The organism is Xanthomonas floridensis (assembly GCF_001642575.1).
Classification (GTDB): Bacteria; Pseudomonadota; Gammaproteobacteria; order Xanthomonadales; family Xanthomonadaceae; genus Xanthomonas; species Xanthomonas floridensis.
Genome location: NZ_LXNG01000056.1, coordinates 26568 through 42210 on the forward strand (window position 1 = coordinate 26568; position 15643 = coordinate 42210).

The 15643-nt window shown below is 66.8% G+C and carries 14 protein-coding genes; all 14 read right to left on the reverse strand.

Going from position 1 to position 15643, the window contains the following annotated elements; all coding sequences use genetic code 11:
* Position 1: 1 nt before the first annotated feature.
* The 14 genes from fliO to A7D17_RS20415 all read right to left on the reverse strand — a co-directional run bounded on the left by fliO (position 2) and on the right by A7D17_RS20415 (position 15641).
* Entirely contained in the window at positions 2-409 is a 408-nt protein-coding gene (fliO, locus tag A7D17_RS20350; RefSeq protein WP_064510781.1) for a flagellar biosynthetic protein FliO, read from the reverse strand.
* Positions 406-744, reverse strand: coding sequence for a flagellar motor switch protein FliN (fliN, locus tag A7D17_RS20355; protein WP_016904992.1), 339 nt, complete (start codon positions 742-744; stop codon positions 406-408). The genes fliO and fliN overlap by 4 nt, the downstream gene beginning before the upstream one ends.
* Positions 741-1754, reverse strand: coding sequence for a flagellar motor switch protein FliM (fliM, locus tag A7D17_RS20360; RefSeq protein ID WP_011037085.1), 1014 nt, complete (start codon positions 1752-1754; stop codon positions 741-743). Before fliM ends, fliN begins: the two co-directional genes overlap by 4 nt.
* A 9-nt stretch (positions 1755-1763) precedes the next feature.
* Positions 1764-2306: a flagellar basal body-associated FliL family protein gene (locus A7D17_RS20365; RefSeq protein ID WP_193395373.1), complete on the reverse strand. Its 543-nt coding sequence runs from the start codon at positions 2304-2306 to the stop codon at positions 1764-1766.
* A 168-nt stretch (positions 2307-2474) separates the two neighbouring features.
* On the reverse strand, positions 2475-3752 hold the full coding sequence (locus A7D17_RS20370) for a flagellar hook-length control protein FliK (RefSeq protein ID WP_064510783.1): 1278 nt from the start codon (positions 3750-3752) through the stop codon (positions 2475-2477).
* The gene (gene fliJ / locus A7D17_RS20375) at positions 3749-4204 is read right to left on the reverse strand and encodes a flagellar export protein FliJ (RefSeq protein ID WP_064510784.1); all 456 of its coding nucleotides are present in this window, start codon (positions 4202-4204) and stop codon (positions 3749-3751) included. The genes A7D17_RS20370 and fliJ overlap by 4 nt, the downstream gene beginning before the upstream one ends.
* Positions 4205-4207: 3 nt before the next feature.
* On the reverse strand, positions 4208-5584 hold the full coding sequence (locus tag A7D17_RS20380) for a FliI/YscN family ATPase (RefSeq protein WP_064510785.1): 1377 nt from the start codon (positions 5582-5584) through the stop codon (positions 4208-4210).
* Entirely contained in the window at positions 5581-6201 is a 621-nt protein-coding gene (locus A7D17_RS20385) for a FliH/SctL family protein (RefSeq protein WP_029219795.1), read from the reverse strand. Before A7D17_RS20385 ends, A7D17_RS20380 begins: the two co-directional genes overlap by 4 nt.
* Complete coding sequence (gene fliG, locus A7D17_RS20390) at positions 6198-7187, reverse strand: flagellar motor switch protein FliG (protein WP_064510786.1); 990 nt, start codon at positions 7185-7187, stop codon at positions 6198-6200. Before fliG ends, A7D17_RS20385 begins: the two co-directional genes overlap by 4 nt.
* Before the next feature lie 10 nt (positions 7188-7197).
* Positions 7198-8922 carry a flagellar basal-body MS-ring/collar protein FliF gene (gene fliF / locus A7D17_RS20395; protein WP_064510787.1) on the reverse strand — a complete coding sequence of 575 codons (1725 nt, stop codon included), beginning with the start codon at positions 8920-8922 and terminating at the stop codon, positions 7198-7200.
* A gap of 13 nt (positions 8923-8935) precedes the next feature.
* Positions 8936-9307 (reverse strand): flagellar hook-basal body complex protein FliE, encoded by a 372-nt coding sequence (fliE, locus tag A7D17_RS20400; protein ID WP_010373676.1) that lies wholly within the window; start codon positions 9305-9307, stop codon positions 8936-8938.
* A 1133-nt stretch (positions 9308-10440) separates the two neighbouring features.
* Complete coding sequence (locus tag A7D17_RS20405) at positions 10441-13938, reverse strand: glycosyltransferase (protein ID WP_064510876.1); 3498 nt, start codon at positions 13936-13938, stop codon at positions 10441-10443.
* Between the two features lie 90 nt (positions 13939-14028).
* Complete coding sequence (locus A7D17_RS20410) at positions 14029-14982, reverse strand: hypothetical protein (RefSeq protein ID WP_153042010.1); 954 nt, start codon at positions 14980-14982, stop codon at positions 14029-14031.
* The gene (locus tag A7D17_RS20415; RefSeq protein ID WP_064510789.1) at positions 14982-15641 is read right to left on the reverse strand and encodes a class I SAM-dependent methyltransferase; all 660 of its coding nucleotides are present in this window, start codon (positions 15639-15641) and stop codon (positions 14982-14984) included. Before A7D17_RS20415 ends, A7D17_RS20410 begins: the two co-directional genes overlap by 1 nt.
* Positions 15642-15643 lie beyond the last annotated feature (2 nt).

Consider the following 15643-nt stretch of genomic DNA (forward strand, 5'->3'; position numbering starts at 1 on the left):
GTCACGGGTCCTTGCGCAGCTTCTGAGCGAGCAGCTGGGCGAAATTGGGGAGTTGCTTGAGGTTGGGCAGGCTGGGTGCCGGCGTGGGCGGCAGCGGTTCGGGCAAGGTGTGCAAGGTGGTGATGCCGCCGGCGGTCACGCCCAGCAGCAACTGCTGGCCATTGACCTCGACCACCACCACGCGCTCCTTGGCACCTACCGCCAGACTGGTGACCAGGCGCAGGCCCTCGCTGCTGCGGAAACCGCTGCCGGGCATGCGCTTGAGCAACCAGCCCAGGCCGACGATCAGCGCGAGCACCAGCAGCAATGCAAAGACTGCGCCAAACATGCTGGGCGTGGCCGGCGCCTGTGCGCCCACCTGGGTGGCCTTGGCCGCGACTGGCGCGGCAGTGGCCAGCAGGCCGATCACCGCAGCCTCCGGATCCGTTCGCTGGGGCTGACCACGTCGGTCAGGCGGATGCCGAAGCGGTCGTTGATGACGACCACTTCGCCATGCGCGATCAAGGTGCCGTTGACGTACACGTCCAGCGGCTCGCCGGCGCCACGCTCCAGTTCCACCACCGAGCCCTGGTTGAGCTGCAGCAGGTTACGGATCGGGATGCGCGCGCGGCCCACTTCCAGCGACAGCGTCACCGGCACGTCCAGGATGACGTCCAGGTTGAGGTCGGTGGCATTCTGGTCGTGCTCGGCCTGCAGGCTGTCGAAGGTGGCAGGCGCGGCGTCGAGGATGTCGGAGTTGATCATTTGCTGGAGTCCTGGGAGGGAACGGCACGCGGGGCTTGCACGCCAGGCGGGCGCACGGCGGTGATCTTCACGGCGTTGTTGCCGTTGGAGACGCCGAATTCGCCGGTGAATAAGGGGATCTCTTCCACGCACAGCGGCACCTGGGCGGGCAGGTCGATCGGCAGGATGTCGCCGATCTTCAGGCCGGTGAGCTGGCGCAGGCTCATGCGCTTGCTGGCCAGCACGCTGGACAGGGTTACCTCGGCGGTGTCCAGTTGCTCGCGCAGCATCACGTTCCACGAATCGTCGCGGTCGTTGCGGTCGCTCTGGATGCCGGCATCGAGCAGTTCGCGGATCGGCTCCAGCATCGAGTACGGCAGGGTGATGTGGATCTCGCCGCCGCCGCCTTCCAGCTCCACATGGAAGCGGCACACCACCACGTACTCGCGCGGGGTGACGATATTGGCGAAGTGCGGGTTGATTTCCGAGTTGATGTACTCGAAGTCCACGTCCATCACTGGTGCCCAGGCTTCCTTCAGGTCGGCAAAGGTCTGCTTGAGCATCAGCTGGATCACGCGCATCTCGGTGGCGGTGAATTCGCGGCCTTCGATGCGGGTGTGGAAGCGGCCGTCGCCGCCGAAGAAGTTGTCCACCACGGTAAAGACCAGGGTGGGCTCGAACACGATCAGCCCGGTACCACGCAGCGGCTTGAAGCGGATCAGGTTGAGGTTGGTCGGCACATACAGCGAGTGCATGTATTCGTTGAACTTGACCAGGTCGATGCCGCGCACCGACAGGTCGGCCGAGCGCCGGATCAGGTTGAACAGACCGATACGCCACAAGCGTGCAAAACGCTCGTTGACCATCTCCAGGGTCGGCATGCGCCCGCGGATGATGCGGTCCTGGCTGGACAGATCGTACTGGCGGGCCTCGCCAGGCAACGGCTCCGGCTCGGTATTGACCGCGCCCGAATCCACGCCATGCAGCAGGGCATCGATTTCGTCCTGGGAAAGCAGATCACTGACGCTCATGGGGCAGCCTTACTGGGTGACGAAACTGGTGAACAGCAATTCTTCGATGCATTTTTTGCCGGTTTCGCTGGTCATGACCTTCTGCGCCTCGGCCAGTGCGGATTTCTGCAGCTTCTGCTTGCCGGCCAGATCGGCAACGTCGGTGGCCTTGACCTGCGACAGCAGCATCAGCAGGTGCGCGCGGATGGCGGGGGCGTTCTCGGTGATGAGTTTGAGTTCTTCCGGGTCGCGGGTGACCAACTGCACTTCGACCTGAAGATACTGCGGGCCGTCGCCGGGATCGGCCAGGTTGACCACAATCGCCGGGTCCATCGGGAAGTACTGTGCCGGCTTTGGCACTTCGGCCACCTTGGGGGTGGCGTGCTTGCCGCCTTTGTCCTCGCCCTTGTGGCCTAGAAAGAACCAGGCGCCGCCGCCGGCGGCCGCCAGGACCACCACACCGATGGCGATCAGCAGGATGGGCTTCTTGCCGCCCTTCTTCTTCTCGTCTTTCTCTTCGGTCTTCTCGGGTTTCTTTGCGGCTGCCACAGTCTGCTCCAGGGGAATGCTCACCCAACGGATGCAATCAGCGTGCCAAAACCGCGTCGGTTTCCTGGCGCGTGCGCGCGGCAACGCGAAATCCCCCCGCACACCTTGCGCTGCAGGGGGAGGGGCTCAGTCGCGATGGCCCGGGCAAGCGGGCGCTGCAGGTGCGCCGGGGTGCAATCACGGCGCCCTGGATCAGGCGTAGGCGTCCAGCAATCCACGCTGGCGTAACACTACCGACGGAATTCCGACGGCCGGGCTGTCGTCCAGGGTAAGGCCGTTGCCCTCGCTGGCGCCGCCATTGCGATTGCCGGACTGGCTCTGCTGTTGCTGGCTCACGTCGGCCTGGCCGAGCTGGAAGCCGCTCTGACCAAGCATTTCGCGCAGCCGCGGCAGGCTCTGCTCCAGCGCCTGGCGGGTGTCGGCATGGGCGGCGGTGAAGCTGGCGTTGACCTTGTCGCCTTCCAGGTGCAGCCGTACTTCGACCGGGCCCATCTCGTTGGGGGTGAGCTTGATGTGGGCGTGACCAATCTTCTGGTCGGCCAGCCAGCTCAGGCGGGCGCCGATGGCATCGTCGAAGGTGTCGCTGCCCATTTCCGGGGTCGGGGTGGGCGAGGCGCTGAAGATCGGCGCCGGGTCCTGCAGGCGGGTGAGCGTGGGCGCGGCGGTGGGTAACACGAACGCCGGGGCATCCGGTGCGTCCACGGCGGCGGCGTCGTCGGCCGGGTCCAACGCCTTGACCGCCATGCTCATCAGCGCGGCGGTCTGCGCATCGCCGCTCACCGCCGTGGTCGAGGTGGGCTTGGCGCCTGCGGCGGCAGCCGGCGCGAGCGCACCCAGGGCGGGCAGGGCCGTGGTGGCGGGTGCGGCAGCAGCGGCCGTGGGTGCGGTGGCGTCGGTTGGCACCGCAGTCGCGGTCGGCGTAGCGCCGGCCGCATTGGCCATGCTGGCGGCCAGCGCTGCGGCAGCGGCGGCCAGCACATCGCCGCCCGGTACCGCCTGGGCCAGCAGGCTCATGCCAAAACCGCCCAGGCCCGCCGGCGGCCAGCCGGCTTCGGTGGGCGTGGCTGCATCGGCGGGGGCGTCCTTGCTGTCCTTGCTGGCAGCTGCGCTCTTGCCGCTCGCGGTGGCGGCACTGCTGTCCTTGGCTGCCGGTTCCTTGGCGGGCTGGGCAGGCTTGGCATCAGCGTCCTGGGCGCGCGGGCGCTTGGTCGCATCGCCGGGCGCGTCATCGCCCTGATCGTCGTCGGAGCGATGCTTATCGGATTGGCTGGATTTGGCGGCAGGCGGCTTGGCCGGCACGCGCTCGGGCGTCTGCTGCGGAGCGTGGTTGGGCGTGGTGGCCGGATTGAGCATGCGCGCAAACTGGTCCTGCGCCGGGTCCTGTTCGGACGAGGGGTCGCTGTAGCTGGACTTCTTGCCGGTGCTGGCAAGCGCGCCAAGGCCGGCGGCAAACGCGGACAGGGGGTTCATACGGCGTCTCCGTGAGTATCTTCGGCCCGCGCCAGGCGCGAGCGGCGTGCGCCCAGATCGTCCATTTCGCGCTGGTCGCGGCGTTCGATCACCTTGTTTTCCTGGGCGCGGTAACTGGCCGCCAGCTGTTCCAGCACCTGCTTCTCGCGGCTGGCCAGCAGCAGGCGGGTGCGTTCGGATTCGACCTTGGCGCGGTTGCTTTCCACGGTCTGGGCCTGCTGCAGCACGGCGCTGTCGAGCCGGTCCAGGAACGCGCGGCGGTTGCTCAGCGCCACGGCGCTGGTGCCGGCCATGTGGCTGTTGGCGTATTCCTCGGCATAGCGGCGCAGTTCTTCCAGGCGTGACTGGTGGGTGTCCAGCACGCGCTGGCGCTCGGCCAGGTCGCGGGCCACCTTGTCTTCCTGTTCCTGCGCGCGGCGCAGCAGGGGGTTGATTCGCTTGGACTGCATCATGAATTAATTCTCGGGTTCCACCAGCTGCTGCAGCGCGGACAGGCTGTCGCTCAGCAGCGAGGCCTTGTGCACGTCCTGGCCAAGGAATTCGACGATCTCCGGCCAACGCGCCAATGCTTCGTCGGTGGCCGGGTCGCTGCCGCGCTGGTAGGCACCGATGGCGATCAGGTCGCGGTTGGCGGTGTAGGCAGAGAGCAGGCGCTTGAGCTTGCGGATGCGCAGGCGCCAGGGTTCGTCGGCAATGTCCTGCACCACGCGGCTGACCGAGGATTCCAGGTCGATGGCCGGGTACAGGCCGCTGTCGGCAACCCGACGCGAAAGTAGGATGTGGCCGTCCAGGATGGCGCGGGCGGCGTCGGCGATCGGGTCCTGCGGGTCGTCGCCTTCGGTCAGCACGGTGTAGAAGGCGGTGATCGAGCCGCGGCCCTTGGCGCCGTTGCCGGCCCGTTCCACCAGCGCCGGCAATTTGGCGAACACCGACGGCGGGTAGCCGCGGGTGGTCGGCGGCTCGCCCACCGACAGGCCGATCTCGCGCTGCGCCTGCGCAAAGCGGGTCAGCGAGTCCATCAGCAACAACACGTTCAAGCCCTGGTCGCGGAACCATTCGGCGATGGCAGTGGCGCGGTAGGCGCCGTGCAGGCGCGCCAGCGGCGGGCGGTCGGCCGGGGCGGCCACGACCACGGCACGACGGAGGCCTTCTTCGCCCAGGGTGGTTTCGACGAAATCGCGCACTTCGCGGCCACGTTCGCCGATCAGCCCGACCACGATGACGTCGGCGGAGGTGAAGCGGGTCATCATGCCCAGCAGCGTCGACTTACCGACGCCGGACCCGGCGAACAGGCCCACGCGCTGGCCGCGGCCGATCGGCAGCATGGCGTTGATGGCGCGCACGCCCACGTCCAGCGAGGTGGTGATGGGCTCGCGCGCCAGCGGGTTGATCGACACGCCGGCCATGCCGACGCTGCCTTCGGCCCGGATCGGGCCCTTGCCGTCCAGCGGGGTGCCGTCGCTGTCGATGACCCGGCCGAGCAGGCCTTCGCCCACTTCCACGCCGCCGCGGCGCCGCGAGGGCACCACGCGGGCGTTGGGCAGCAGGCCGTGCAGTTCGGCGCTGGGCATCAGATAGGTCCGTTCGCCGGCAAAGCCGACCACTTCGGCATCCACCCAGCCGCCGTCCACTTCCACCTTGCAGGTGGCGCCCATCGGCGCTTCGCAGCCGGTGGCTTCCAGGGTCAGGCCGACCGCGCGGCGCAGGATGCCTTCGCGGATCAGGGTGCGGCCCGCGGCCGGGTCCAGGCCCAGGCCGCTCAGGCGGGTGGCCAGGCGCAGATTGCGTGCATCCAGCCAGTCGGCCGGGGTGGCTCCCAACAAGGCGCTCACAGGCCTGCTCCGGATTTACGCATGACTGTCTCCAGCGCAGCCCGCAGGCGCGCGTCCAGGGTGCCGTCCACGCGCACGCTCTCGGCGTGCACGCGCAGGTCGCCGCGGCTCAGGCTCATGTCCGGGGCCACGCGGGTGGTGCTGCTGGGTGCCAGGTGCGGCAGCAGCGCGGTGATGTCGTCCGGGTGCAGGCGCACTTCGACCTCGCGGCCGGCGCCGCCGACCGCATCCACGGCCTCGCCGACCAGTTCGGCCAGCAGCTGCGGATCGGCCTGGTAGGCACGGCCGACCAGCTGGCCGGCGATACGCACGGCCAGCTCGCCAAGCGCGCCGACCACCTCGTTTTCCAGCCGCGCCAGCGGGCGGGTGAAGTTGTCCAGGATGCCGTCGATCTGCGCGGTGAGGCGGCGCACTTCCGACTGGCCCTGGGCAAAGCCTTCAGCATGGCCGCGGGCAAAGCCCTCCTGCTGGGCGGCGTCCTCGATGGCCTGGATCTCTTCCAGGGTCGGCGGGCGCAGCACCGGCTCGAGCATGGCCGGTTCGTCGTACTCCGGCTCCGGCAGGGCCGGCGCCATGTGCAGGTCGGGGGCCAGCCAGCGGGTGACCACGTCGTTCATACCATCGCCTCCGCACCGGCGCCGCCAAGGCTGATGGCGCCTTCGTCAGCCAGGCGGCGGACGATGGTGAGGATTTCCTTCTGCGCCGCTTCCACGTCGGCCAGGCGCACCGGGCCGCGCGCTTCCATGTCCTCGATCAGGATCTCGGCGGCGCGCTGGGACATGTTGCGGGTGATCTTCTCGCGCACCTTGACGTCGGCGCCGCGCAGCGCCAGGCCCAGGCGCTCGCCGGAGACTTCGCGCAGCAGGGTCTGCAGGCCGCGATCGTCCAGGTCCACCAGGTTGTCGAACACGAACATCAGGTCCTGGATCTTGGTGGCCAGGTCGGCGTCGATCTTGCTGATCTCGCCCAGCACGCCCTGGTCGGCGCCGGTGTCCAGGAAGTTGAGGATGTTGGCTGCCACCTTGATGCCGCCCACGTTGGACGACTTCAGGTTCTGGTTGCCGGCGAATTGACGTTCCATGATGTCGTTGAGCTCGCTCAACGCGTTGGGCGGGATGCCGTCCAGCGTGGCGATGCGCAGCAACACGTCGGCGCGGGTGCGCTCGGGCAGGTTCTTCAGCGACTCGGCGGCCTGGTCGCTGTCCAGATGCGCCATCACGATCGCGATGATCTGCGGGTGTTCGTTGCGCACCAGGTCGGCGACCGCGCGCGGGTCCATCCACTTGAGGGTGTCCAGGCCGGTGGTATTGCGGCCGAGCAGGATGCGGTCGATCAGGCCGCCGGCCTTGTCGGCGCCCAGCGCCTGGATCAGCACGTTGCGGATGTAGTCGTCGGCGCCCACGCCCAGCGAGGTCTTGCCGGCCAGTTCGCCGTTGAAGTCGTCCATCACCTTTTCGACCTGGTCGCGCGAGATGCCGGTCATGGTGGCCATGGCGATGCCGATCTTCTGCACCTCCTTGGGGTCCATGTGCTTGAGCACTTCGGCGGCGTCGCTCTCACCCAGCGACAGCAGCAGCACCGCGGCGCGCTGCACTCCGGTCATCGGTTGTGTTTCAGGCTTCACTGGCGACCCATCCCTTCACGACTTGTGCAACACGTTTTGAATCGGCTTTGACCGCCTCGCGAGCCACGCGCATGCGCTCTTCGTAGGCGTCCGGCAGGGCGATCGGGCTCTTCTTGTCCTGACCGATCTGCGCGGTGTCTTCTTCCAGGCGGGGCATCAGGTCGTCGTCTTCGTCGACCATCCGCACGTCGGCGCTCTGTGGAGTGCCATCGTTGCCAGCCTTGCGCTGCTTGTCCTTGACCGCGGTCACGCCGGTGAGCTGGCGCAGGGTGGGGCGTACCACGCCGAACAGCAGCGCCAGCACCACCACCGCACCGACCAGCAGGCGCAGACCGTTCTGCACGCGCGGGTCTTCCCACCACTTCGGGCCTTCCTCGCCCGCCACCGCTTCCCGCACGAACGGGGCATTCATCACCGACACCGTGTCGCCACGTGCCGCGTCGAAGCCCACTGCCTGCTTGACCAGGCCCTCGATGCGGGTGAGCTCGGCGGCGGTGAGCGGCTGCTCCACCATCTTGCCCTTGGCACCGGGGCGCGGGACGTTGTCCAGCAGCACCGCCACCGACACCCGCTTGATGCGGCCGGCCGGCTGACGGGTGTGTTGCAAGGTTCGGTCCAATTCGTAGTTGCGGGTGGCGCTTTTGGAACTTTCGGTCGGCGCGGCCGGGGCGGCGGCCTGGCCGTTGGCCGCGGCCGGGGTGCCCGGCGCACCGGCGACGGCCGGCGCCGGCGGCTGGCCGGGGCTGTTGCTGGTGGCGCCCGGAGGACCCTGCGGGCCGGTGGCGCTAGTGCTGGTGTCGCTGACCTGCTCGCTGCGCAGCTTGGCCGGCTCGCCGTTGTAGAGCTCGCGGGCCTCTTCCACGACCGAGAAGTCCATGTCCACGCTGGTTTCCGGATTGACCCGGCCAGGGCCGGTCATCGGCTCCAGCAGTTCGCGGATGCGCTGGTTGTAGGAGCTTTCCTGGCGGCGTACCTGTTCGAACTGGGCGGCGTGCTGGGCGGCGTCGCTGTTGGGGTCGGCGATGGAGAGCATGCGGCCGCTCTGGTCGACCACGGTCACCCGCTCGGGGGTCATGTCCGGGATGCTGGACGCCACCAGATTGACGATGGCATCGACCTGGTTGCGCTCCAGGCCCTGGCCGCCGCGCAGTTCCAGCACCACCGAGGCGCTGGCCACGTCGCGCTGGCGGGTGAACGCGCTGGGCTTGGGAATGGCCAGGTGCACGCGGGCCTCGCGCACCGGGCGCAGGGTGCCGATGGTGCGCGAGAGTTCGGTTTCCAGCGCGTGCTGGTAGCGGGCGTTTTCCACGAACTGGCTGACGCCGAAGCCCGGGTCCTTTTCCATCAATTCGAAGCCGCCGCCGGTTTCCTTGCCGGTCAGGCCGGAGCCGGCCAGCTTCAGGCGGGCGTCGTACAGGCGGTCCTGCGGCACCGAGATGGCGCCGGTGGCCTGGTCGATCTTGTAGGGGATCTGCGCGGTGCGCAGCAGGTCGGCCGCTTCGGCATTGCCCTTTTCATCCAGGCCGGTATACAGCGCCTGGTAGCCCGGCTGCTGCGACCAGAAGAACACCGCCAGACCGGCCGCCACCGCCAGGGCGATCATCGCCATCATGGTCAGCTTGCGGGTGATCTGCAGGCTGCGGACACGGTCGAACCATTGACCCGCCTTCTCGGCGTTCTGGTTCACGTTTTCTCTGCTGATCGCGAGTGCCATGTGTCGTCAATCCTTACAGCGGCATGTTCATGACGTCCTGGTAAGCCTGGACGAGACGGTTACGGACTTCCACGGTGGCGCGGAAGGCCACCTGGGACTGCTGGGAGGCGACCATGACCCGGGCCAGATCGGCACTGGGGTCGCCCATTTCGAATGCCTTGGAGAGCGCGCCGGCCTTCTGCTGCGCTTCATTCACGCCGCCGATGGCACCGCGCAAGGTTTCGCTGAAGCTCGGTGCCTGGGTGGCCGGGGTTCCCTGTGCGCCGGCCAGCCCCTGGATCTGATTGCCGCGCGCCGCATCGCCCACCGCGCCCATCGGGCCTTGGCCCATCTGCGTCTGGTAGCTGCGGATCTGCGAGAGGATGGAGGTGACGGAATCGCTCATGGGTGCGGTCAGCCAGGGAGGCATCCACACCAATGCAAGCGCCGTGCCGAAATGGCGCCGGGATTCCGGCGCGGGGACATTCCTGTCGCGCCTGTCGGCGGGGGCGTTGCAGCGATATCGCCCCCATCCGCCCTTTGGGCACCTTCCCCCGCAAGCGGGGGAAGGGAACCGGTGGGCGACCGGTTGCAGTGCAACCGACAGATCACCCGCAGCCACGCTTTCCCTTCTCCCGCCGGCGGGAGAAGGTGGCGCGTAGCGCCGGATGAGGGCCACGCCGCCAATTCACGCGCAGCTTCAGTCATGGCAAAGCGCGGCGCGAGAGTGTAGACGCATGCCCCCATCCGCCCTTCGGGCACCTTCCCCCGCAAGCGGGGGAAGGGAACCGGTGGGCGACCGGTTGCAGTGCAACCGACCAGTCGCGCGCAGCCAGGCTTTCCCTTCCGCGCAGCCAGGCTTTCCCTTCTCCCGCTCGCGGGAGAAGGTGGCGCGCAGCGCCGGATGAGGGCACCACCGCGAGTTCACCCACAGCCAGGCCTCCCTTCTCCCGCTGGCGGGAGAAGGTGGCGCGCAGCGCCGGATGAGGGCACCACCGGCACTTCACACACAGCCAGGCCTCCCTTCTCCCGCTGGCGGGAGAAGGTGGCGCGCAGCGCCGGATGAGGGCACCACCGCGAGTTCACCCACAGCCAGGCCTCCCTTCTCCCGCTGGCGGGAGAAGGTGGCGCGTAGCGCCGGATGAGGGCACCACCGCGAGTTCACCCACAGCCAGGCCTCCCTTCTCCCGCTAGCGGGAGAAGGTGGCGCGCAGCGCCGGATGAGGGCGCCACCGCGAGTTCACACACAGCCAGGCCTCCCTTCTCCCGCTGGCGGGAGAAGGTGGCGCGTAGCGCCGGATGAGGGCACTACCGCGAGTTCACACACAGCCAGGCCTCCCTTCTCCCGCTGGCGGGAGAAGGTGGCGCGTAGCGCCGGATGAGGGCACTACCGCGAGTTCACACACAGCCAGGCCTCCTTTCTCCCGCTGGCGGGAGAAGGTGGCGCGTAGCGCCGGATGAGGGCGCCACCGGCACTTCACACACAGCCACGCATCCGTTCTACCGCAAGCGGGAGAACGCTGAAGCAGCGTCCCCGCGCTAGTCCGGCAACCAGGCGGCTCGCCAGGTGTCCAGATGGCTGCCGCTCAACATCCAGTCGCGGCGCACCGCCTCGCGCAACGCTGCGCCTTTCGCCGCTGAGGCGGCCGGATCGGCCAAGTGCTCGCGAATGGCACCGATCCAGTCGCGGTAGCGGTTTTTCACCAACGTCACCGGCAGGTTGCCCTGGTAGCAGCGCACATCGCTGGCGATCACCGGATAACCGCAGGCACCGTATTCGAGCAGGCGCAGATTGCTTTTGCACTCGTTGAACAGGTTCTGCTCCACCGGCGCCAGCGCCAGGTCCAGGTCCAGTGCCGCCAGTGCGGCGGGGTAGTGGTCGATCGGCACGCCCGGCTGGAATTGGTGAATATGCTGGCGCAGCGCGAATGGGTACATGCCCATGAACACCCACTCGACCTCGTCGGCCAGCTCGCGCACCACGTCGGCGATCAGTTCCAGATCGCCGGTGTGGCTGGCTCCGCCGGCCCAGCCGATCCGCGGCTTGCCGCCCTGGCGCTCGCCTCGCGCCGGTAACTGGTCCCACCAATGGGGCGGCAAGCGGTTTTCGGCCACGCGGATATCGCTGTGCAATCCGGCAAACGCCTCGGCCAGGGCAGGAGTGGACACCACGAAGCGGTCCACCATGCCCAACCCCCGCCGCACCGTCTTGAGAATGTCCTTGGGCATCTGCGCGCGGTGCGCATTCTTCAGCGGCAGGTTGGGCAGGTAATCGTCAAGCTCGTATACCTTGAATGCGCGCGACAACGCCTTCATCTGTCGCATCGCCTCCAGCCGCGCCTCGCCGACCTGGCGCTGCAGGATCACCACGTCGGGATCCTGGCGCGCAAGTTCGGCGATCTCCAGATAGCCATTGAACAGCACGCCCTCGGCCAGCCCGGCCTCGCGCAGGGCGCGCAATGGCTGGATCACCCGATAGTGCCCGCAGCCCTCGATATCGGCCGGCAGTGCGATCACGCTCGGCAGCGGGCGCCACGACTGCAACGGACGCCAGCTCGCGCGCGGGTCGGCCAGCGCGAAGCCGGCGCCCGGGTCCAGCGAAAACCCCGGGTTGTAGGCCGGGTCGTTGGCCATCAGCGGCAACCAGCGCGCGTACATCGCCTCTTCGTCCTGCGCAGTAGCGGGCGTCTGCTCGGGCGGGTCGATCAACAGCTGCGCGCGCGCCGCAAACACATTCAGGTACCCGGCCTGCTGCAGGCGCAGGCACAGGTCGACGTCGCTCCACTGCGCCAGTGCCGGTTCCAGATCAAAGCCGCCTGCGTCGATAAACAGCTGACGCGGCAGCATCAGGCACTCGCCGCTCAAGGCGGTGTAGTTCTGATCCAGCTGCAGGCGCTGCAGATAGCCGGATTCGTCGAACGCGGCGCCCTCAAATGCACGTGCTGCCGGTGCCCCCAGGCCCAGCAGCAGACCGGCGTGATGCACGGTGCCGTCGCCGCGCAACAGCTTGCCGGCCACCGCACCGACCTCCGGGCGCAGCGCGTGGTTGAGCAGTTGCTCCAGCCAATCGGCCTTCATCACCGCAGCGCCGGCCGACAGCCACAGCAGCACGTCCCCACGTGCATGCTCGGCTGCCGCGTTGCAGACCGCTTCGCGCGCAGGCTCGGCAGCAAAGCGCAACACGCGGATCTGCTGCATGCCCAGCGCATCGATGCCGGCCAGCCAAGCGCGCAGGTCCGGAGCGGTGCCGTCGCGATCCAGCAGCAGCACCTCGTAATGCGGGTAGGCCGTGTTGGCCAGGATGCTTTCCAGGCAGCGCTGCACCTGCGGCAAACGGCCATCGACCAGCACCAGGATGCTGACCAGCGGCTGCTGGGCATGCTGATACTCCACCGCATGCCGACCAGGGCCGGCGCTGTGTACGCGCGCGTCCGCATACCCGCGCGCGGCCAGGTGGCGGGCGATGGCCTGTTGCTCGTCCGCATCGGTGTGCCGGGTCTGGGCCGCGGCGACCAACAAGGGCTCGGCGATGTGCTGCACGCAGGCCAGGCCATGACGCTCGACCAGGCCAAGCTGATAGCCCAGTTCGAAGGCCTGCCCGAGGTCCGCCGGAAAACCGCCGTCGGCCACCAGACTGTTGCGGCGGAACAGCCAATGCCGCGACAGCGTGGACGGCGCGCTCAGCAGTGCATCCAGATACAGCGCCGGCCGCAACGCCAGCCCAAGCTGTGCGGTGTCCAGCGCGACCACTTCGTCCGCATAGACCGCCTGGCACTGCTCGGGCAGCCCGATCATGCCCAGCGCCAGCAGCGTCAGGCCGCTGCCGGTAAAGAGGCTGCCGGCATCCACCAGCACCACCCAATCCACATCCTGTTGCCTTGCAATCGCCTGGTTGAGTGCGGCTACCAGGCCCGCCTCGCCAATCAGTACCCCGCGCTCGCGGTGCTCGGCCAGCTGGTGCGGCGCGCTGCTGACCACCCAGGTCTGCCGATTCCGATAGCAGGCCACCGCATCGATGCTGGCCTGGGTTGCGGCCACTGCCGCAGCATCGCCATCGCGGTCGATCAGCATCACCGCAATGCGCGGCCCGCCGGCATGCGCCTGCAGACGCGCATCGATCAATGCGCGCTGCACATCGCTGGGGTGGCGCACGCCCAGCCAGGTGGCCGGCGACACCCGCTCGGCCATGCCGGCGCTTTGCATCAGCGCATTGACCAGATCCACCGATTTGAACACCCGCGCCTTGTGCGGGCTGAGCGGCGCAACCCGCACCTGCCGGTTGTCGCCGGTTTCGCGCCGCCAGCCCAACTGGCGGATGCCCTGGCGCAGATCCTCGTGGCCCTGGTCGCCGATGCCGGGCTGGTTACGACCGGCCTGACTGAATTGCGCGCTGGACACCCGAAAGTGGGTGAGCGGCCTGGAGAGGAAGGCCAGATTGCCGTGGCGCAGCAGCTTGACGTAGATCGCCAGATCGCCGACCCAGTGGATGGGCTTGCCGTTCAACATCATCAGCTCGTTGCCCAGCGCCAGCAGGTCGGCGCGGCGTGCCAGCACGCAACTCGGCTCGCCGATGAAGTTGATGGTGTGGTCGGACAGGAACGACACCAGCTCCGGCCCATCGATCAGCACGTCGTCGGCAAACGGAAAGCAGGTAGCCAGGATGTCCGGCAACGGCACGCCATCGTCGTCGATGCGCAATCGGCGTGAGGAGGCCATCGCCGTGCCTGGATTGCGCTCGATCGCTTCCACCAGCTGCGCAATGCAGTCCGGTTGCAGCACGTCGTCGTCGTGCAGGAACTTGATGTATTCGCCTTGCGCCAGGCCGATCCCCTTGATCGTGCTGCCGAGCTCGCCGAACTTCGGCGTGTTGCGGTGATAGCGAATGGGGAAGGGCGCATCCGCCAACCTGGACGCCAGCATCGCCTCAATGGCGCCATCGGCATTGTCGTCGCAGATCACCAGCTCCATTGCCGGATAGGTCTGTGCCAGCGCGCTGTCCAGCGCCTGCGCGAAGTAGCGCGGCTTGTAGGTCGGCATGACGATGCTGACCAGGGCATCGCAAATCATCGGTGATCGATCATCTTGAACAGTCAAAGGTTGCATCCACGGAGGGGCACTTTTCGGCTTTCAGTTCATCAGCGCCGCAATCAGGTTGCCAGGGCTGGTGTCTGGCTGACGCAGCATGATGCGATACGGCTGGGCGCCGCTCGCGCGCCGAATGGTGTCGATGTCCAGGATCGAACGTCGCATGAAGAAAACCGAAGGAGCACTCATATGTCCTGCGTGCAGCACGCTGGCAATCGCATTGACCGAACCGGATAAGTAAGTAACCCCATCCGACGCCTCAGCGACCTGAAGACAGCCCAGGCTGCGCCGATAGAATTCCAGTTGCGGCCCTAGCGCCTTTGCTGCGGCGGCGGCCAGTTCCACCACGAACTCGCTTTCGGGTGCCTGGATCTTCAGGGCCAGCAGCGCCTCCAGAAAGGGCAGTGGCGTGTCCAGTACATGCACACGTTGGAATATACCGTAAGCGTATAGCTCTGCTAGGACGACACGCAGCTCATCCTCCAGAGTCTGATCCTGATCGAAGGCGAGCATCTGGTCCCAGTCGCAGCTTCTGGCGATTGCATCGAGCCTGGTGGCTACCTCATGAGAACGTAGATCGACGAAGCCGTCTTCAATAAGGCGCGGTAGCGGTTTATCGCGCAAGCCGCGCAAGTCGGTCGAGGTGACGCCGGCAACCGGGAAGCGCAGGAGATCGTCCTGATCCTGCTCGATCAGTCCGGAAATGAAGGCTGTCACGCCGATTGTCTGGATACCAAGCGTTGCAAAAAACTCACTGAGTGCAGTGCCTAGGCGCATGTCATCTACGCCAGGACGATGGCATTCCAGGACGATATCTCCCACGTGCAGTTCGTTTCTGGCAGTTTCGAAGTCCAGCACTGGGATGCCGTCCAGATCATCGGGGATTTGGCGCGGATACACGATGCCCGATAGCTGAATCGCATTCAGCACTAGGAACCGTTTGAAGAAATTGAGTGCCGGACTCTGCAAGGCCCAGCCGGCTGCATAAATTCGCATCATGGCTTCCTGAACTCAAATAACATGGTGTCGCCGACTTCAACATCCAGGGCTTGGTCGTTGCGCATCTGGTGGGGATAGAAGATCGCGCTCCTTCCATCTTTAAGTCCGCAACACAGGGTTGAGAATGCGGCGACTTCTTCAAGCCCATTTTCGAGTGCGAGCGCGCGAACTTCTTCCGGCACAAAATGGCGGTAATGCCATTTGTAGCCCGTGTATGGCATGACACTCTCATTGGGACAGGAAATGAAAAGCTGCCCGCCGTGTTTCAGGGATTTGCTCAATACCCAGAAAAGAGCTTCATGATTCTTGACATGTTCTAGCGACTCCATGCTCATGACGAAGTCGAAGCAGCCGTCGGGTAAGTCGAAGGGAAACAACTTGGCGGCCCAAATGATACTTGGGGCGTGGATCTTGCGGCGCGCCACGGCAATACTTTCCTCCGATCCGTCGATTGCGAGAATCGAAGCCTGGGTTTCGCGCGCCACCAGCGCCGCTCCATATCCGGAACCGCAGAACACGTCCGCGCCGAAAAGCTGGGCAGGGCTCTTGGGTAGGCGCGAGGCTGCGTAGCGATATCGCCACAAGTGGTCTCCGCCGACCAGATTCTGGTCGAGCGTGTGATATCTCTCTCCGCTTTTCAGAGCGTAATCTTTCATCG